The organism is Aequorivita flava, assembly GCF_038742595.1.
Classification (GTDB): domain Bacteria; phylum Bacteroidota; class Bacteroidia; order Flavobacteriales; family Flavobacteriaceae; genus Aequorivita; species Aequorivita marisscotiae.
In genome coordinates this window covers 96,949-114,055 of the sequence record NZ_JBANCF010000003.1, presented here as the reverse complement: position 1 = coordinate 114,055, position 17,107 = coordinate 96,949, and the positions used below count along the sequence as shown (strand labels likewise).

Here is a 17,107-nt window from a genome sequence, read left to right as displayed (position 1 = left end):
TTGGATCGAGCGCAGTCCAGACCTGCTTTTTAATCATAATTATGTTGAAAAGATGACCTCTCGACTGCGCTCGAGGTGACATTTGGAATAGGTCTAATAGGCACCATTGCGAGTAACGAAGCAATCTCCTGTTAGGTCTTTTTTCATTATACTAATCCAGCTCTTTTTAAAAGAGCTTCGGGATCTGGTTTCTGGCCGCGGAATTTTATATAAAGTTCCATCGGGTCCAGCGTGCCGCCTTGTGACAGTACAAAACCCTTAAAACGATCTGCTACTTTTTTGTTGAAAATTCCTTCCTGTTTAAACAATGCGAAAGCATCGGCATCCAAAACTTCAGCCCACTTGTAGCTGTAATAACCTGCGGAATAGCCTCCTTGGAAAATATGCGAAAACGAAGTGCTCATACAATTTTCCTTTACATCGGGATATAGTTGTGTATCGTTAAAGGCGGCAACTTCAAAGGCTTTTACATCCGCGATTCCTGAAGGGTCGCTCCCGTGCCAAGCCATATCCAGCATTCCAAAACTCAATTGGCGCAGGGTTGCCATGCCTTCTAAAAAAGTAGCGGAATCCTTTATTTTCTCAATGTATTCCATCGGGATTACTTCGCCTGATTTGTAATGTTTTGCGAACAGTTCCAGAGTTTCTTTTTCGTAGCACCAGTTTTCTAGAATTTGACTGGGCAATTCCACGAAGTCCCAATATACGCTCGTTCCCGAAAGGCTAGGGTAGTGGGTGTTTGCCAACATGCCGTGAAGGGCGTGGCCAAATTCGTGAAATAAAGTTGTTACTTCGTTAAAAGTTAACAGCGAAGGTTTGCTGGCCGTTGGCTTCGTAAAATTACAAACAATTGAAATATGCGGACGATCATTTTTACCGTCTTTTATTTGCTGGGGTTTATAGGAAGTCATCCAAGCGCCATTTCGCTTTCCAGCCCGCGGGTGGAAGTCTGCGTAAAATATGGCAACCAATTCGTTTTCATCGTCTTTTACCTCATATGTTTTTACGTCGGTGTGGTATTTATCAATGTTGTGTACTTCTTCAAAATGAAGGCCGTAGAGTTTTTCGGCAACTGTAAAAACCCCATTGATAACGTTCTTTAATTCAAAATAAGGCTTTAACTTTTCATCGTCCAAATTGAAGAGTTTTTGTTTCAATTTTTCGGAATAATAGGCGCCATCCCATTTTTCTAAATGATCGATGCCGTCAAGTTCTTTTGCGAAAGTGGTTAATTCATCAAATTCCTTTTGGGCTGCAGGTTTCGCTTTTTCAAGCAATTCATTTAAAAATGACTTTACCTTTTCGGGAGTTTCGGCCATGCGTTCTTCCAGAACAAAATGTGCGTGGCTTTTATAACCCAACAAGTTTGCTCTTTTATGCCGAAGGTTTGCAATTTGCAAAACGTTTTGCTGGTTGTCCAATTCGTCATTATGGAATCCTTTTGCGCCAAAGGCAATCGCCATTTTTTTGCGAAGTTCGCGGTTGTCGGCATAAGTCATAAAGGGCACATAACTTGGGTAATCTAAAGTAAAAACCCAGCCATCTTTTCCTTTTTCTTGGGCCGTTTGAGCGGCGGCTTCAATTACGCCTTCGGGCAGTCCGGATAGATCGCTTTTAGTTGTAAGATGAAGTTCAAACTTGTTTGTTTCCGCCAAAATATTTTCGCCAAAAGTCAATTTCAACTTTGAAAGTTCAGCGTCAATTTTGCGCAGTTCGGTTTTCTTTTCATCCGAAAGATTAGCACCGTTTCGTGAAAACGCTTTGTATTTTTTGTCCAGCAACATGTGCTGTTCTTCGGAAAGGTTTAAGGAATCCTTTTGTTTGTAAACTGTTTTAATTCTTTCGAACAACGTTTCATTTAACAGCATATCATTGCTGAATTCGGTTAACATAGGCGAAACTTCCTGCGCTATTTTTTGGATCTCGTCATTGGTTTCGGCGCTGTTTAAGTTGAAGAAAATACTTGTAGCTCGATCTAATTGTTCACCGGTATTTTCCAAAGCTTCCACTGTATTTTTAAAAGTAGGGGTTTCCGTATTGGAAGTGATTGCATCAATTTCCGCTTTAGTTTCAGCAATTAATTTGCTGATGGCAGGCAGAAAGTGTGCGTTTTCTATTTTGGAAAAGGGGGCGGTGTTGTAGGGTTGTAATAGGGGATTATTCTTCATAGTGTATTAATGGTTCTGTGTCTGGTCGAGCGCAGTCGAGACCTCATCGGCAGTTGGCTTATATTTTGAATGTGTCATATTTCTACATTCTGCCAATATTTGAAGCATCTCAAAATCTTTATTCGCTAAGGCTCGTTTTTTCTGTGCACTCCAATTTTTTATTTTCTTTTCAAAATATATTGCTTGTTCTACATCATTGAATTCTTGATAGAATATTAATTCTAATGGTCTTCGTTTGTATGTGAAACAAGATTTATTTAATCCGTTTTGATGTTCATCGAACCGCCGTGAAATATTATTAGTGAAACCTGTATAAAGTAAACCATCTGAACATTCAAGTATGTAAATGTAGTACGATTTCATTTTAATTTACGTTTTAATAATAAGGTCTCGACTGCGCTCGACCGGACATCGTGACTACTTTTTCTTCATAATCTGTTTAGCACCTTCCTCAACCTTTGTTTTCAAGCTTTCTTTGTAAGCAACAATCTTATCCAACACCGCTTTATCTGAAGCGCCCATAATCTGAGCGGCAAGAATGCCTGCGTTTTTTGCGCCATTGAGTGCTACCGTAGCGACGGGAACACCACTGGGCATTTGTAAAATTGAAAGAACGCTATCCCAGCCATCAATGGAGTTGCTGGATTTAACCGGAACGCCAATTACCGGCAAAGGCGAAAGGGAAGCAATCATCCCGGGTAGGTGTGCCGCGCCGCCGGCTCCCGCTATAATTACTGAAATGCCTCGGGTGTGGGCATTTTTACCGTAATCAAATAGTTTATCGGGGGTTCGGTGGGCAGAAACAATATCTACTTCCACTTCAATGTTAAATTCTTTTAAAACGTCTATAGCGTCCTGCATTACTGGCAGATCACTGATGCTTCCCATTATTATTGCTATTTTTTTCATACTTTTTTGTTCAATGTCTGGTCGAGCGCAGTCGAGACCTACTTCTATATAGTAATCCTGCTTAATAAGAACCTCTCGACTGCGCTCGAGGGGACATTTTAGGCTTCAAAGATAGTTAACTTTTGTGTGTCGGGTCGAGCGCAGTTGAGACCTGTTAGTTTATTGTTATTCTGCTTAACAGGGACCTCTCCACTGCGCTCGAGGGAACATTTATTCACTAATTACCTCAATCGTTTTTTTAACCTCTTCCGCAATAATTCGCGCTTTGTTGAGATCTTTGTTTACTATGGTTACGTGGCCCATTTTTCTAAAGGGACGCGTTTCTCTTTTCCCATAAATGTGAGGTGTAACGCCTTCCATCGCCAATATTTTTTCAATGTTTTTATACATTACTGGGCCTGTGTGGCTTTCGGCACCTACTAAATTTACCATTATTCCGCCTACTTTGCTTTCTGTATTGCCGAGAGGTAAATCTAAAATAGCTCTTATTTGTTGCTCAAACTGGTTGGTGTAGCTGGCTTCAATACTGTAATGCCCACTGTTGTGGGGTCTGGGCGCTACTTCGTTAACGAGTATTTCGTCATCTTCGGTCTGGAACAATTCTACAGCTAAAAGGCCAACGTGTTTAAAGGCTTCGGAAACCTTAGATGCTACGGCTCTCGCTTTGTTTGCTGCCGCATCATCTATTCGTGCCGGGCAGATAACGTATTCCACTTGATTTGCCTCGGGGTGAAATTCCATTTCTACCACGGGATACGTTTTTACTTCCCCTGAAGGATTACGAGCCACAATTACTGCCAATTCATTTTTAAAAGGGATCAATTTTTCAGCAATACAAGCGTCTTCGGAAAGCGGAATTACATCCTCCGCACTACGAACAATACTCACTCCCTTGCCGTCATAACCGCCGGTGCAGCTCTTCCACACAAATGGAAAATGCAGCTCTTTGCGAACAATGGCTTCGTTGAGTTCGTATTTATCTTTATAAACCTTAAACGGCGAAGTAGGAATTTGGTGCTCCTTATAAAATTGTTTTTGAACCCCCTTATCCTGAATATTTCGGAGCGTTGCGGCGCTTGGATATACCTTTACGCCTTCGCTTTCCAGTTTTTCCAAGGCTTCCACATTTACGCCTTCAATTTCAAAAGTTAGTACATCTACTTTTTTTCCGAAATTATAAACGGTTTCAAAATCCATTAAATCGCCTTGTTCAAAATTGTCTGCTGCAATGCGGCAGGGAGCTTCTGCACTGGGATCGAGGACGCTGGTGCGGATGTCCCATTTACGGGTTTCGTAGAGCATCATTTTACCCAATTGTCCGCCGCCGAGGATGCCAAGGGTGAAATTAGTGGAAAAGTAGTTCATATCGGTTGTCTGTTGTCTGTTGTCTGTTGTGGGTTGTCTGTTGTCGGTTGTCGGTTGTCGGTTGTCGGTTGTCGGTTGTCGGTTGTCGGTTGTCGGTTGTCGGTTTGCAAAGATAGTTATTTCGTTTTTCGTGAAACCACTATTTTTTTCAACTTAAAGTTTCACTCCAACCATTTAAAATGATGTGGTGTTGTAATTTTAGGATAGTAATGTGGACGATTATACCTAATTTTGAAAAGCGAATTTTAAAATAAGAAATCGACTAAAAAATGCTCCAAAACAATTTACAACTTATAAAAACCACTTTTGAAGAAACCATCCCGATGCACAAGTTTTTGGGGTTAAAAATTGAACTGCTCGAAAAGAATTTCGTGCGTATTAGCGTGCCGTTTAGAAAGGAATTGGTGGGCGACTTTAGAAATAACCGTTGGCACGGGGGCGTAATTGCAACGGTTATGGATTCTGTGGGCGGTGTAATTGGCGCGACACATTTTACCTCGCTGAACGACAAAATTGCCACTATAGATTTGCGGGTAGATTACCTGCGTGGCGCCGAACCGGAAGCCATTATGGTGGAAGGAAAAATTATTCGCTTTGGCAACCGAATACTCGTGGCGCGGATGAAAGCATTTCAAAATGACAAATTAATAGCCGAAGGAAAAGGGGTTTATAATTTTATAAGAATGAATACCCATTCCGAGGAAGAGGCGGACAACAATAATTAAGGTGAAACAATTAATGACTACCACTGCTTTAGAAGAAACAATTGCAACTGAAATTGCCGTGGCGGTTTACTTTGCTGCCCCAAATTGCGGCGTTTGTGAAGCATTACGGCCCAAGGTGGAAGCGCTGTTTTCAGAAGAATTTCCTGCTGTAAAATTTCTTTATATTAAAATAGAGGAATCGCCAGAAATCGCTGCCATATTTAGCGTATTTTCTGCACCCACATTATTGGTGTTTTTTGAAGGAAAGGAGTTTTTGAGAAAAGTTAGATTGATGGGAATTCAAGAGCTTCGAGATAAAATTGAACGGCCGTATAAAATGGTTTTTAATGTTTAAATTTAAACCCATAGCAGGTTGAGCGCAGCCGAAACCTACCGTTGAGTAAGGCGAAAACCTATTTTTAGCAATCCAGTAGTTCACTATTAATATAAAAAAAGCCTAAAATGAAAAATCAAAAACAGGCATATATTTACGCGGGTATCGCTGTACTGTTGTGGAGCACGGTGGCTACAAGTATGAAAATTGCCCTGCAAAGTTATAGCTTTTTACAGTTGTTGTTTTGGTCTTCGGCAACTGCTTTGCTCACCTTGACTGTATTAATGGCTGTGCGAAAGCGGTTCGGTAATTTAATGAAACTTCCGGCAAAAGCTATTTTAAGATCGGCTTTTTATGGGGCCGTTAATCCGTTTCTGTATTACATTATTTTATTTAAGGCCTACGAGCTTTTACCTGCCCAAGAAGCACAAGCACTCAATTATACTTGGCCTATTATGCTGAGTTTATTGGCTGTGCCTTTGCTAAAACAGAAAATAGGTTTTAAAAATGTGGTTGCAATAGGTATTAGTTTTATAGGGGTGCTAATTATTGCCACTGGAGGAAACTTGATTAATCTGTCGTTTACCAATGGCGCGGGTGTGATTTTCGGGTTAGCTTCGGCAGTGGTTTGGGCGTTATTTTGGATTTTTAACATTAAGGACGAGCGCGACGAACTGAGTAAACTGTTTCTTAATTTTTTCTTTGGTTTTATTTATATCCTTATCGTTTTACTGTTTACTTCGGAAATTGTGTTCGTTAATTTAAAATCGTGGTTGGGGGCAGTCTATGTTGGGTTTTTTGAAATGGGGATTACCTTCGTTATTTGGTCTATTGCGTTGCGAAAATCAATTACCGCTGCTAAAGTGAGTAACCTTGTTTATTTAGTGCCTTTTCTCTCGCTAGTAGTAATTTATTTTATTTTGGAAGAGCCAATTCGCCTTCCAACTATTATTGGATTATTCCTTATTGTAGGTGGTTTAACGTTCGATAAAATTAGCTTTAAACAACTTCGATTTAGACGTGGGGAATGATTTACTGTTTCTGAAATAACCTTCTGCAAGACACTTTATAATTCCATAGAATTTCTGCTTGGTTTTTAAAATTTCAGTATTTTCAAAATTCTATAACATCGCTTTCTGAAGGGAGCACATCTGTATAAACCTGATTGGTTGTTGGAGTAAAAGGTGTTAAAGGCGGTTGATCCAGATAGCCGGGAGGAAGGTGACCCAGCTTTGTAAATTGCGCAAATTTATAAGGTAGACTTTCAAAGAAAAGGCCGTCAACATATTCAAGAATTTGCTTCCCTTCGGGGTTTGTTAGCAAGTGCATATGCAAATGCGGGGCGAAGGAATTTCCCGAATTTCCCAACCGCCCGAGTTCTTGGCCTGTGGTAACAAGATCGCCCACTTCAACTAAAATTGTATTCGGAATAAGATGGCAATATGTGCCAATGCTGCCGTCATCGTGTTCAATATACACTACATTTCCAGTGATATTTGAAGCGTTTATTGTGTAATCCAATTCGCCTGGCGTTAAATTATCTGGGATATTATTTTCGGTAAAAATCACTTTTCCACCCTGTGATGCGAGGATGGGCAGGTTATAGCAGTACCAATCTTCCAGTTGGCTGCCATCATTTTGGTACGGTAGGCCATCTACCAGTTTTGCGTAATCTATGGCGTATCGCTGCGGATTGTTTCCTATTAAATAGCCTTGTTGGGTGGGATCAAAAACAGGTTCTGGATAGGGGAAAATAGCGCGGGTGTGATAGGAAGTGGGGCTGGCCGCTGCTTCCGCCAACCAAATGCCTTCGGGCACGGGGAAAGCAATGGTTATGGGATCTGGAAATTGTTCGGCTAATTTTAAATTGAAGGTGTGTTGTTTGGCGGTACCGGTGGAATCTTTATAGTAAAATTGATGTGCCAACACATCATCGGTCCAACCTTGCGGTGGAAATTGAAGCCATATACTCGCAAGATGAAAATCGTCCCGGGTGATAAAATCGGTATAGGATAATTGTAGGTTGTTATTGTTGAAAATTTCCACTTTTTGTAGGCTGGAAACTTTTATATGCATTTCATACACCAACCAAGTGCCGCTGGTGTTTGCTACTTTCACTGGGGCGGTGGGTAAGGCTACGAGTAAATCGTACGGGTCATTGTGTGGCTCGTTTTCGTTGCAGGAATAAAAGAGGGCAAGGGTGGCAAGCAAAAGTATAAACTTGGATTTTAAAAACATGGCGGTTGTTTTAGGTAATTGAAGTATAAAGATAGATGTTTTGTTTTTTTGAATGGTTTGCCGTTTCGATTTATCATCTCAAACAAAGAAAATAGACTTATGAGTTGTTGCACTTTCTCCTCAAAAGGGCCCATATATTGTATAATTTTCCTGACTAGTATGAAATTGTGGAGAATGGCCAAAGTGCGCAGAATGAAACGATTAAGATTTTGCGTGATGGACTCTATTTGATAACAGCGGGAATGTGAATCTCAGTGTAAGCGATTGGAATGGAACAGCGGAAATTTCCCGGTATTGCTTCAAGCAAACGATATTGTAGAAATTAAATATATCCTTGATGGCACGGGAACCGTATAATGGTAAGGTTTTTAATATTGGAATATCGAAATGGTAATTCGACAGCTTGCTTACGGTATCTTCAATTTGAGGGGGAAAGGCTTAAAGACAAATCCTATTATGGTATTGGTTCTCTCATTTGGTGGTTTTTAATCTTATGTTTTAATTGTTCGTAAATAGCCATTTGATTTTTTCCACATAATGCTCTAATTTTGGGGGAATTGAATTTAGAAAGTAAGAAATAATGCCTAAAAAATCCGATAAGAATTTATCCGCAGAGCAACGAGATTCTTTGTTGCAAGTGCTAAAAACACGTTTCGAAAAAAACACTTCCCGTCACAAGGGCGTTAAATGGGAAGATGTGGAAAGAAAACTAAAAGCCAATCCAAGAAAACTCTGGTCTTTGGACGCCATGGAAGAAACCGGCGGTGAGCCAGATGTAGTAGGGCAGGATAAAACAACTGGTGAATACCTTTTTTGCGATTGCAGCGACGAAAGTCCAAAGGGTAGAAGAAGCATTTGCTACGACCGAGCAGGTTGGGAATCTAGAAAGGAACACCGCCCCGACAATACTGCGATTGATATGGCGGAAGAAATGGGCATCGAAGTTTTAACCGAAGCAGAGTACCGCAACTTGCAAAAACTTGGAAATTTTGACACCAAAACCTCAAGCTGGCTAAAAACTCCACAGAGCATTCGGAAATTGGGTGGCGCCATTTTTGGCGATTACCGATTCGGACATGTGTTTGTGTACCACAACGGCGCACAATCATATTATGCGGGTAGGGGATTTCGGGGAGCTTTGCGGGTTTGATATTTTTAGAAATTGGCGAAGCGCGAAAAGTTTATTTTTGTCCACAACTTACAGTCTACAGTTTAAAAAGCCAAGTTACAATAATCCCTTTCCCATCATTCAAAACGACTTTCGATAATTGCTTCTCTTCCTGAACCTTTAAATTGAAAGGCGGTGCCAACAAGTTTACACCACTTTGCACTTTTAGTCTATTCCCTTGGCCAGAAATGATGTCTTTGTTGGGAATAAAATCTCCTTCGGGGATGTGTTCCGTTAGGATTACATATTTATAGGCAGCCAACTTGTTAACTATGCTCTGTATTTCGGCATTGGATAGGTGTTGGAGCACCTGCCGGAGGATGGCGCAATCTGCCCTGGGCAAAGGGGCTGTTGCAATATCCAAACAGTGGAACTCTAGATTGGGAGCATTAAATAGTTGCTGGTTGCGGGCTATAAGGCTGGGCACGATATCTATGGCAATATACTTCTTGGTATGTTTTACCAATTCTTTGCCTACATTAAAATCGCCACAACCCAGATCACAGACGGTTAGTGGGGGTTTAGAGGAAGTAAAAAATGCAGTTACTGTTTCTATATAGCGGTTTACTATTGCTGGTAGGTGTGAGCCCTCGCCCGAATAGAAATCTGCATTATCACCACCCCAAAGATTTTTTTTATACACTTGCTCCATGGCGGCCTTTGTGGGCCAAGGGCTTTTTGGTTTTTTAGGATGGTTTTGGTTTTTGGTCACGATTTGTTTATTGGTTTTCAAATGTATTGTTTTTTAGGCATAAGGTATTAATCATTAGCCTACAGCTTATTGCATGTTAAAAATTAAAAGGTATATTTGATATTCTCCCCCGATTAAAAAACTTACTGTTGCGGTTTTCCGTAGGTGGGTTATTATACTTTGATTTATATTTCAGAAATTGTAAAATACTTGCGTATACGTGCGGGATCGGTAGTCCCTTCGCTGGGGCGGGCTTCTCGCCCGTATCCTCCGCACTGCTTGTCTCTCAACTGTGCCGGCACGAGCGGGAAGCTCGCGCTGGCGATTAAAAAAATCGTTAAATGAAAATAATTTTTAATACCAGAAACCCAAGTTAGTGAGCTAGAACAACAGACTTTTCGTGCCCAATTTCAAATTGGTAAGTTTCGTTTTTTGAGCTTTGTGCGTATGCTTCTTAAAAATATATTATATTTAAAAAATGTCTGAAATATAAAATAAAACTATGCACTCACCAATCTTAAAGCCATTCCTGCTTCTGGTTACATTCACTTTAATTATTTCCTGTAAACCTGAAAAAACGACCACAACTTATACTGATGCTGAGGTAGCGGCAGAATCCAAAAAAGTAAATGATTTTTTTCAAAAAACCTTTGATGCCAGAGTAGATCTTTCGCCTGAATTTCAAACCCGACTGGGAATTAAAAAGGATTATAGCAAGCTAGATGATATTTCGCCTGAAGCACGGGCAAAGGAATTGGAAACGGACAAAGAGCAACTGCAATGGCTAACGGATTCTGTAAATGTTGCGGCACTTTCAAAGGAGGCATTGTTAAGCTACAAGTTGTATAAGCAAAAGTTAGAAAACAATATAGCCGATTACAAATACCGTTTGCACAACTATCCCGTAAATCAGATGTTTGGCGCCCAATCTGGGTTGCCTTCTTTTTTGATAAATATGCATAGAATTGACGATGTAAAGGATGCCGAAGCCTATATTTCCCGATTGAATGAATTCAATAAATATTTTACCCAATTGGTAAAAAACTTAAAGGAACGGGAAGCCATAGACGTAATGCCACCCGCGTTTGTGTACGACAAAGTGATTCAGGATTCAGAAAATATTCTAATTGGTGAGCCGTTTGATGCATCCGAAAAGCAAAGTACCTTGTTGGCAGACTTTGTAAAAAAGATTAACGAGTTGAAGGTAGATGCCGAAACAAAATCCAATTTGGAGGCCCACGCCAAAGAAGCTTTATTGACTTCGGTAAAACCGGCTTACGGCAGTTTGATTGCCTTTATGAAGCAACAAAAGGAAAGAGCAAATTCTGACCATGGCGCGTGGAAATTTCCCGACGGGGATGCGTTTTATAACAATGCCTTACAAAGAACCACCACCACCGATTTAACCGCGCAGGAAATCCACGATATCGGGCTGCGTGAAGTTGCAAGAATACACGGTGAAATGGACACCATTCGTAAAGCAGTGGGTTTTAAAGGCAGTTTGCAGGAATTTTTTCAATTTATGAAAACAGATCCACAGTTTTATTACAGTGCAGACCAAGAGGGTAAGGATGCCTATTTAGCCGGAGCCGTACACCTGATAGATAGTATGAAAACTAGATTGGACGAAATATTTATTTCAAAACCAAAGGCAGACCTTATCGTAAAAGCCGTGGAGCCTTTTAGGGAGCAATCGGCTGGAAAGGCGTTTTACAATCGTCCCGCCGCAGATGGTTCCAGACCTGGAATTTACTACGCCAATTTATACGATATGGAGTCTATGCCCACCTATCAAATGGAAGCTTTGGCGTATCACGAGGGAATTCCGGGCCATCATATGCAATTGGCGATTCAGCAAGAATTGGAAGAAATACCTATGTTTAGAAAGTTTGGAGGTTATACGGCCTATTCGGAAGGGTGGGGGCTTTACTCTGAATTTATTCCAAAAGAGATGGGCTTTTATGCCGATCCGTATTCAGATTTCGGGCGTTTGGCAATGGAATTATGGAGAGCCTGCAGATTGGTGGTAGATACGGGAATTCACAATAAAAAATGGACACGGGAAGAGGGCATTAAATACTATACCGATAATACGCCAAACGCCGAGTTGGACGCCATTAAAATGGTTGAAAGACACATAGTAATGCCAGGGCAGGCCACCGCTTATAAAATTGGGATGCTTAAGATTCTGGAATTGCGCAAAAAGGCCAAAGAGGCTTTGGGTGAAAATTTTGATATCCGTGAATTTCACGAAGTAGTGCTCTCTCAAGGCGCTATTCCGTTGAATGTTTTGGAAGACTTTGTTGACGAGTATATTGCTTCAAAAAACACGGCAATATAAGCTGGATTAACATCAAAGCTTGACTGATGCGAAAGTGCTATATGTGTTTTCGGCATTAATAATTTTTCGAGTGGAAAAAATAAGTTGTTTCCAAAGAATGTTTAATCAAATATTTCAATGAAAATCCACATAGAAACAGCGCGTCTCTTAATGCGCGATATAAAGGATGAAGACGTACACGGCATGTTTGCAATGGATAGTGATGCCGAAGTGCACAAATTTTTGGGAAACAAACCAATTTCTACTTTGGAAGAAGCGCAAAGGTACATTGACGCTGTAAAGAAGCAATATGTTCAAAACGGAATAGGCAGATGGGCAGTTGTAATTAAAGAAAGCGGCGATTTTATTGGTTGGAGTGGCTTTAAACTTATAACGGATGAAATAGGTAATAGAACGAATTTTTACGATTTGGGATATCGTTTTATAAAAAATCACTGGGGAAAAGGCTATGCTACTGAAACTGCTGTGGCTTGTTTAAATCACGGTTTCTCCAAATTAAATTTCGATGAAATCTGCGGCATGGCAGATGTGTGCCATAGTGCATCAAATGCCATTTTGAAAAAAACAGGGCTACGTAAACGGAATGAATTTACCTATGATGGCTCCCTTCACAACTTCTATTCGCTAAGCAAATCCGAGTGGAAAAAGCGAAAAAACATATAATAATTCGACCTAAATAACTAACTTAGTGCTTGTTAATGTCTTCGTATTATGAAAGTTATCAAGCTACATATTTCACTTTTGGCCTTATTGGGTGTTTTTTTACTTTCGGGTTGCGAAGCTACTTTAGCACCTGCCTATGATCAAGCAATTGTAGATAAAGTAAACGTAAATAGCGATTTGGCAATGCGTTTTTTTGCATCTGTAAACGAAGGTACCGAAAGTGAAAACTTTTCGTTGCGAGAGCCCGTTTACAACCAGCTTATCGGTGCGTTCGAGTCGTTAAAACTACACGCCAAAGCTCGACCGGTACCAGACAATGCAGCTATAGAAAAAATAAATGCATTATTAAGAAGCAAGGACAGCAACCCAATTGCCGGCGATTATCCCAGTGCTTTCGCTTTCGAGCAGATAGCCGTAACCTTTGCACATATGAAAAAAACAGATAGGGAACAGGGTTTAAACCCGATACTTATTGAAGCTTTTAAAGGGCAGGTTGAGGTGTATTTAGATCAAGCAATAACGTACGAAAGTTTCTTAAAAAGATAAGGTTATGGGCGAAAATGTAACAGCAATTATTACCGAAATCAAGAACATTAGTTCTGGCATTTTAAATAAGGATCTTACTACGGTGCGGGGTTTTAGCGAGCGGCAATTGGAGGCCATCGCCAAGCAAACCGCGCTTATTCAAAAAGGAGTTGCCAGTGGTGATATTGATGAAGATCTACGAGAGTTTTTCTTGGATGGTTTGGAAGCCATGACGCGTAATTTTATCAATACCCTAAAAGGTATTTTAATAGTTACCATTGAAAAACTTTGGAATGCTATCATAAGCTTTCTCTATAAAGCCGTTGGAGTGGTTGTTTAAGAAACGCTGAATTTTCTTTATTCAATTTTCTAAATTAACTCGGCAATATTTAGGTGCTGCATAAAAGGGAAATTAAAGTTTTTGATGGAGACGGTTATAGAAAAACATCGCAAAAAAAGCAGTCCCCGTTTTCATCTTTAATTCGGTTAAATGCACAACTTGCATTAACAAAGTACAAATACATTATTCCCCAATTTTAATTTCGTAAATTTGCTGCTTCGTTTTAGTAAAGATCAGTTTATTTTAAATAGCCTTGGTCAGTTTAATTGCTGGGTAGGGAACAAGCAACAAAACCATGACAAACATAATTTTATTTGGGCCTCCCGGCGCCGGAAAAGGAACACAAGCCACATTTTTAAAGGAGAAATATAACTTAATACATATTTCTACAGGTGACGTATTTAGATACAACATTAAAAATGAAACCGATTTGGGCAATCTTGCCAAATCGTTTATGGCGAAAGGTAAGTTGGTTCCTGACGAAATTACTATCGATATGCTCAGCAACGAAGTAGATAAAAACCCGGATGCCAATGGTTTTATTTTTGACGGTTTCCCAAGAACCGAAGCACAAGCGGAAGCTCTAGGTTATTTAATGGACGATAAAGATTCTCAAATAAATGCTATGGTAGCTTTGGAAGTAGATGATGAGGTTTTGGTAAAACGTTTGCTTAAACGTGGGGAAACCAGCGGAAGAGCAGACGATGCTGATGAAAGCATTATTAGAAACCGTATAAAAGTTTATTATAATGAAACCGCTATATTAAAAGATTATTACGAGAAAAAAGGCAAGTATTACGGCGTTGATGGCGTGGGTAGTATTGAGGAGATTACTGAGAGATTGAGTGAAGTTATAGACGGTTTATAGTAGGTTGTTTAACTGTTTAACTGTTTAACTGTTTAACTGTTGAATTGTTTAATTGAATAAGGTTGAAGAGATTTATGTATAAGCATTCTTTTGAAAAATTGGAAGTATGGCAGGACTCAATTGATTTAGTTGAGGTTGTATATAAAATAACTGAAAGCTTTCCTGTTGAGGAACGTTTCGGATTAACCAATCAAATGCGAAGATGCTCTGTTTCCATATGCTCTAACTTAGCTGAAGGCACTTTCCGATTGACACAAAAAGACAAATCTCGGTTTTCAACAATCGCTTTTAGTTCGACAATGGAATTATTGAATTAAGTAATAATTTGCAAGAGGTTAAATTTTATCGATAATGATGCGTATGAAAAACTCCGTGCACATCTTTTAATGATATCAAATAAAATTAATGCATTGAGAAATGCACAATTAAAAAAATAATCTAAACAATTACACAATTCAACATTTACACAATTCAACAACCAAACAATGACTGAAGGCAATTTTGTAGATTACGTAAAAGTGCACGTTACTTCCGGAAAGGGAGGGCAGGGCAGCAAGCATATGCGGCGGGAAAAGTATATTCCCAAAGGTGGTCCCGATGGGGGTGATGGCGGTCGTGGCGGACACGTAATTGTAAAAGCCAACAAAAACCTTTGGACGCTTTATCACTTAAAATTTAAACGACATTATAAAGCCGAACACGGTAGTGCGGGGAGTAAACAAACCAGTACCGGGGCCGATGGAGCCGATGTGTATATTGAGGTGCCTTTAGGAACAGTTGTTCGCGATAAGGAAACTGAGGAAATACTCTTCGAGCTTACTGAAGACGGACAGGAAAAAGTAGTTGCCAAAGGCGGCCGCGGTGGTTTGGGGAATGCCCACTTTAAAAGTGCAACCAACCAAACACCTCGCTACTCACAGCCTGGCGAAGAGGGCGAAGAGGTAGATATTATCCTCGAGCTAAAAATTCTTGCCGATGTAGGTTTGGTAGGTTTTCCAAATGCTGGGAAATCCACCTTACTTTCCGTAATTACCGCAGCAAAACCTAAGATTGCCAATTACGAATTTACTACTCTAAAACCCAACTTGGGAATTGTAGAATATCGTGACTTTAAAACCTTTGTAGTTGCCGACATTCCCGGAATCATAGAAGGTGCCGCAGAAGGGAAAGGTATCGGGCATCGTTTTTTGCGTCATATAGAACGTAATTCTACGCTGCTTTTTTTAGTTCCCGCCGATGCGCCCGATATTAAGGAACAATATGATATTTTGGTAGATGAACTTCGCCGATACAATCCACAACTTTTGGATAAGGAACGTTTGGTAGCCATCAGCAAAAGCGATATGCTCGATGATGAACTAAAAGCCGAAATGAAGAAAATTCTAGATAAAGAGTTTAAAAACATTCCGTATTTGTTTATCTCTTCCGTCGCACAACAAGGTTTGACAGAGTTGAAGGATAAGCTTTGGGAAATGCTTAATTAGTTTTCGGTTACCGAGCGGAGTCGTGGTATGCTATTTCTCTTTGTAATTTGTCCCTATAAAATATTGATTGTCTATTAATAAAATTACCCTTTTTCAACCATTTTTAAAGTTGGACTTTAAATCCGTCTAAATATTTAAAAATAGTTGAATTAGAAACCTTAACGGTTCTAAACATTCAAATTTCAAACAACATTTCCCTTGAAAAAATCTCTGTTTATTCAACAATAGGGAAACTACTTTTTAAAATCACAGAAAAACAAATCAATCTAGAAACCCTTACCGCAGGTATCTATTTTGTGAAAGTTGAAACCGATAAAGGAAGCGTTGCCCGAAAAATAGTCAAGCAATAAAAAGTGTCTTCTTCAATAACCAGGCTATCGCTTCCCAAATGCTAATGCTGTCATTTTATTTTCCCTGAAAAGTAATCTGGCAATGTGATTTGTAATTATATCGTTTTGTAAACATCTGATTATCAAAGAATATGATCTGCTTTTTGAAGTGAAAATTTATTTCACTTCAAAATAAAGTATTTCCGACTGTAAAATCTTGACGTTCACATCATTCCTGCCCATTGCGCGGTATCTTCCCTTAATTTAGTGTCTGTAAAAATACCTGATCAGTGTTTACGAGTTTGAAAAACAAGTTATTAATTTTAAAAATTATCAGTTATGAAAACGTTCATTATTTCCATTATGTTAAGTTTAACCGCGGCGGTGCTCAGCGCCCAAGAGGTTACAGTTCTAGACGAGGCGAGATTATTTTACGCGCCATTAAATGTAAATGTTGCGCAAGACGGCGACAGTTATACTTATACTATTAATGAAAGTCGCTCCCGACAGTTTGCACGAGATCCTATTGGGTTTATGAAAGCTAATTTTGATATTCAAAGCTTTATTGCACATACTGCAGACAAAAAATATCACGCCTATTTGGTTACGTTTAATAGTGCCAACGGTTCTTTAGAGGCAGATTTTAATAAAGAGGGCGAATTGCTGGAAACCCGCCAATACTTTAAAAATGTACTGTTGCCTGCGGAGATTCGCAACAATGTGTACAACGACTATCAAGGGTACACCTTAACCAAGACAAAATATTCTGCCCGCACTAAAGGCGAAATCTTGGCCAATGCCACCTATAAAATTAAACTTGAAAACGGCAAGGACAAACAGACCTTAAAAATTGACGCCAGAGACAGTGGCGTTGGGGTTGCCGTTAATTGAAGGAATGTGGCTTGCAATTTATAGAAAGACCGTCAGGAAACAACTGTACTGAGGGTCTTTTTATAGGTTGATTGAACTCTTAATTTTCA

18 protein-coding genes and 1 pseudogene are annotated in these 17,107 nt (G+C 39.7%); 13 read left to right on the top strand and 6 right to left on the bottom strand.

Annotation, left to right across the window (positions count from 1 at the left end):
- Positions 1 to 146: 146 nt before the first annotated feature.
- From VZD24_RS05325 to purK, 4 genes are all read right to left on the bottom strand, one after another.
- Complete coding sequence (locus VZD24_RS05325) at positions 147 to 2,168, bottom strand: M3 family metallopeptidase (RefSeq protein WP_342687141.1); 2,022 nt, start codon at positions 2,166 to 2,168, stop codon at positions 147 to 149.
- Positions 2,169 to 2,174: 6 nt separating this feature from the next.
- Positions 2,175 to 2,531 (bottom strand): GIY-YIG nuclease family protein, encoded by a 357-nt coding sequence (locus VZD24_RS05320; protein ID WP_279449139.1) that lies wholly within the window; start codon positions 2,529 to 2,531, stop codon positions 2,175 to 2,177.
- Positions 2,532 to 2,585: 54 nt separating this feature from the next.
- Positions 2,586 to 3,077: a 5-(carboxyamino)imidazole ribonucleotide mutase gene (gene purE, locus VZD24_RS05315; RefSeq protein ID WP_342687142.1), complete on the bottom strand. Its 492-nt coding sequence runs from the start codon at positions 3,075 to 3,077 to the stop codon at positions 2,586 to 2,588.
- A gap of 210 nt (positions 3,078 to 3,287) precedes the next feature.
- Positions 3,288 to 4,442, bottom strand: a complete 1,155-nt coding sequence (gene purK / locus VZD24_RS05310) for a 5-(carboxyamino)imidazole ribonucleotide synthase (protein WP_279450221.1) — start codon at positions 4,440 to 4,442, stop codon at positions 3,288 to 3,290.
- Between the two features lie 269 nt (positions 4,443 to 4,711).
- Between purK and VZD24_RS05305 the strand changes: the two genes are divergently transcribed.
- The 3 genes from VZD24_RS05305 to VZD24_RS05295 all read left to right on the top strand — a co-directional run bounded on the left by VZD24_RS05305 (position 4,712) and on the right by VZD24_RS05295 (position 6,511).
- Entirely contained in the window at positions 4,712 to 5,167 is a 456-nt protein-coding gene (locus VZD24_RS05305) for a hotdog fold thioesterase (RefSeq protein WP_279449136.1), read from the top strand.
- Between the two features lies 1 nt (position 5,168).
- Positions 5,169 to 5,501, top strand: coding sequence for a thioredoxin family protein (locus VZD24_RS05300; protein ID WP_342687143.1), 333 nt, complete (start codon positions 5,169 to 5,171; stop codon positions 5,499 to 5,501).
- Between the two features lie 107 nt (positions 5,502 to 5,608).
- A complete protein-coding gene (locus VZD24_RS05295; RefSeq protein ID WP_279449134.1) occupies positions 5,609 to 6,511 on the top strand; it encodes a DMT family transporter in 903 nt (300 codons plus the stop codon).
- A gap of 82 nt (positions 6,512 to 6,593) precedes the next feature.
- Here the strand turns inward: VZD24_RS05295 and VZD24_RS05290 are convergent, their stop codons facing one another.
- Entirely contained in the window at positions 6,594 to 7,718 is a 1,125-nt protein-coding gene (locus VZD24_RS05290) for a M23 family metallopeptidase (RefSeq protein WP_342687144.1), read from the bottom strand.
- Positions 7,719 to 8,298: 580 nt separating this feature from the next.
- Here VZD24_RS05290 and VZD24_RS05285 point away from each other — a divergent pair.
- Positions 8,299 to 8,868: a DUF4256 domain-containing protein gene (locus VZD24_RS05285; RefSeq protein ID WP_279449132.1), complete on the top strand. Its 570-nt coding sequence runs from the start codon at positions 8,299 to 8,301 to the stop codon at positions 8,866 to 8,868.
- A 55-nt stretch (positions 8,869 to 8,923) separates the two neighbouring features.
- Here VZD24_RS05285 and VZD24_RS05280 read toward each other — a convergent pair whose 3' ends face one another.
- Complete coding sequence (locus VZD24_RS05280; RefSeq protein ID WP_342687209.1) at positions 8,924 to 9,538, bottom strand: class I SAM-dependent methyltransferase; 615 nt, start codon at positions 9,536 to 9,538, stop codon at positions 8,924 to 8,926.
- A gap of 541 nt (positions 9,539 to 10,079) precedes the next feature.
- Between VZD24_RS05280 and VZD24_RS05275 the strand changes: the two genes are divergently transcribed.
- The 9 genes and pseudogenes from VZD24_RS05275 (at position 10,080) to VZD24_RS05240 (ending at position 17,018) form a co-directional block, all read left to right on the top strand.
- On the top strand, positions 10,080 to 11,918 hold the full coding sequence (locus VZD24_RS05275) for a DUF885 domain-containing protein (protein WP_342687145.1): 1,839 nt from the start codon (positions 10,080 to 10,082) through the stop codon (positions 11,916 to 11,918).
- Positions 11,919 to 12,035: 117 nt separating this feature from the next.
- Positions 12,036 to 12,581 (top strand): GNAT family N-acetyltransferase, encoded by a 546-nt coding sequence (locus VZD24_RS05270; RefSeq protein ID WP_279449130.1) that lies wholly within the window; start codon positions 12,036 to 12,038, stop codon positions 12,579 to 12,581.
- Between the two features lie 48 nt (positions 12,582 to 12,629).
- Positions 12,630 to 13,127, top strand: coding sequence for a hypothetical protein (locus VZD24_RS05265; RefSeq protein WP_279449129.1), 498 nt, complete (start codon positions 12,630 to 12,632; stop codon positions 13,125 to 13,127).
- A gap of 4 nt (positions 13,128 to 13,131) precedes the next feature.
- The gene (locus tag VZD24_RS05260; RefSeq protein WP_279449128.1) at positions 13,132 to 13,446 is read left to right on the top strand and encodes a hypothetical protein; all 315 of its coding nucleotides are present in this window, start codon (positions 13,132 to 13,134) and stop codon (positions 13,444 to 13,446) included.
- Positions 13,447 to 13,741: 295 nt separating this feature from the next.
- A pseudogene (locus VZD24_RS05255) lies at positions 13,742 to 14,314 on the top strand (adenylate kinase); the annotation flags it as partial.
- Positions 14,315 to 14,388: 74 nt separating this feature from the next.
- Entirely contained in the window at positions 14,389 to 14,631 is a 243-nt protein-coding gene (locus VZD24_RS05250; protein WP_342687147.1) for a four helix bundle protein, read from the top strand.
- Positions 14,632 to 14,799: 168 nt separating this feature from the next.
- Positions 14,800 to 15,798: a GTPase ObgE gene (obgE, locus tag VZD24_RS05245; RefSeq protein WP_279449127.1), complete on the top strand. Its 999-nt coding sequence runs from the start codon at positions 14,800 to 14,802 to the stop codon at positions 15,796 to 15,798.
- Between the two features lie 140 nt (positions 15,799 to 15,938).
- Positions 15,939 to 16,148: a T9SS type A sorting domain-containing protein gene (locus VZD24_RS15230; RefSeq protein ID WP_373693846.1), complete on the top strand. Its 210-nt coding sequence runs from the start codon at positions 15,939 to 15,941 to the stop codon at positions 16,146 to 16,148.
- Positions 16,149 to 16,466: 318 nt separating this feature from the next.
- Positions 16,467 to 17,018, top strand: a complete 552-nt coding sequence (locus tag VZD24_RS05240; protein ID WP_342687148.1) for a hypothetical protein — start codon at positions 16,467 to 16,469, stop codon at positions 17,016 to 17,018.
- Positions 17,019 to 17,107 lie beyond the last annotated feature (89 nt).

Bases quoted from the DNA above. Each gene is read 5' to 3' on its own strand.
- VZD24_RS05325 (WP_342687141.1), bottom strand. From the start codon at position 2,168: ATGAAGAATAATCCCCTATTACAACCCTACAACACCGCCCCCTTTTCC.
- VZD24_RS05320 (WP_279449139.1), bottom strand. From the start codon at position 2,531: ATGAAATCGTACTACATTTACATACTTGAATGTTCAGATGGTTTACTT.
- purE (WP_342687142.1), bottom strand. From the start codon at position 3,077: ATGAAAAAAATAGCAATAATAATGGGAAGCATCAGTGATCTGCCAGTA.
- purK (WP_279450221.1), bottom strand. From the start codon at position 4,442: ATGAACTACTTTTCCACTAATTTCACCCTTGGCATCCTCGGCGGCGGA.
- VZD24_RS05305 (WP_279449136.1), top strand. From the start codon at position 4,712: ATGCTCCAAAACAATTTACAACTTATAAAAACCACTTTTGAAGAAACC.
- VZD24_RS05295 (WP_279449134.1), top strand. From the start codon at position 5,609: ATGAAAAATCAAAAACAGGCATATATTTACGCGGGTATCGCTGTACTG.
- VZD24_RS05290 (WP_342687144.1), bottom strand. From the start codon at position 7,718: ATGTTTTTAAAATCCAAGTTTATACTTTTGCTTGCCACCCTTGCCCTC.
- VZD24_RS05285 (WP_279449132.1), top strand. From the start codon at position 8,299: ATGCCTAAAAAATCCGATAAGAATTTATCCGCAGAGCAACGAGATTCT.
- VZD24_RS05280 (WP_342687209.1), bottom strand. From the start codon at position 9,538: ATGGAGCAAGTGTATAAAAAAAATCTTTGGGGTGGTGATAATGCAGAT.
- VZD24_RS05275 (WP_342687145.1), top strand. From the start codon at position 10,080: ATGCACTCACCAATCTTAAAGCCATTCCTGCTTCTGGTTACATTCACT.
- VZD24_RS05270 (WP_279449130.1), top strand. From the start codon at position 12,036: ATGAAAATCCACATAGAAACAGCGCGTCTCTTAATGCGCGATATAAAG.
- VZD24_RS05265 (WP_279449129.1), top strand. From the start codon at position 12,630: ATGAAAGTTATCAAGCTACATATTTCACTTTTGGCCTTATTGGGTGTT.
- VZD24_RS05260 (WP_279449128.1), top strand. From the start codon at position 13,132: ATGGGCGAAAATGTAACAGCAATTATTACCGAAATCAAGAACATTAGT.
- VZD24_RS05250 (WP_342687147.1), top strand. From the start codon at position 14,389: ATGTATAAGCATTCTTTTGAAAAATTGGAAGTATGGCAGGACTCAATT.
- obgE (WP_279449127.1), top strand. From the start codon at position 14,800: ATGACTGAAGGCAATTTTGTAGATTACGTAAAAGTGCACGTTACTTCC.
- VZD24_RS05240 (WP_342687148.1), top strand. From the start codon at position 16,467: ATGAAAACGTTCATTATTTCCATTATGTTAAGTTTAACCGCGGCGGTG.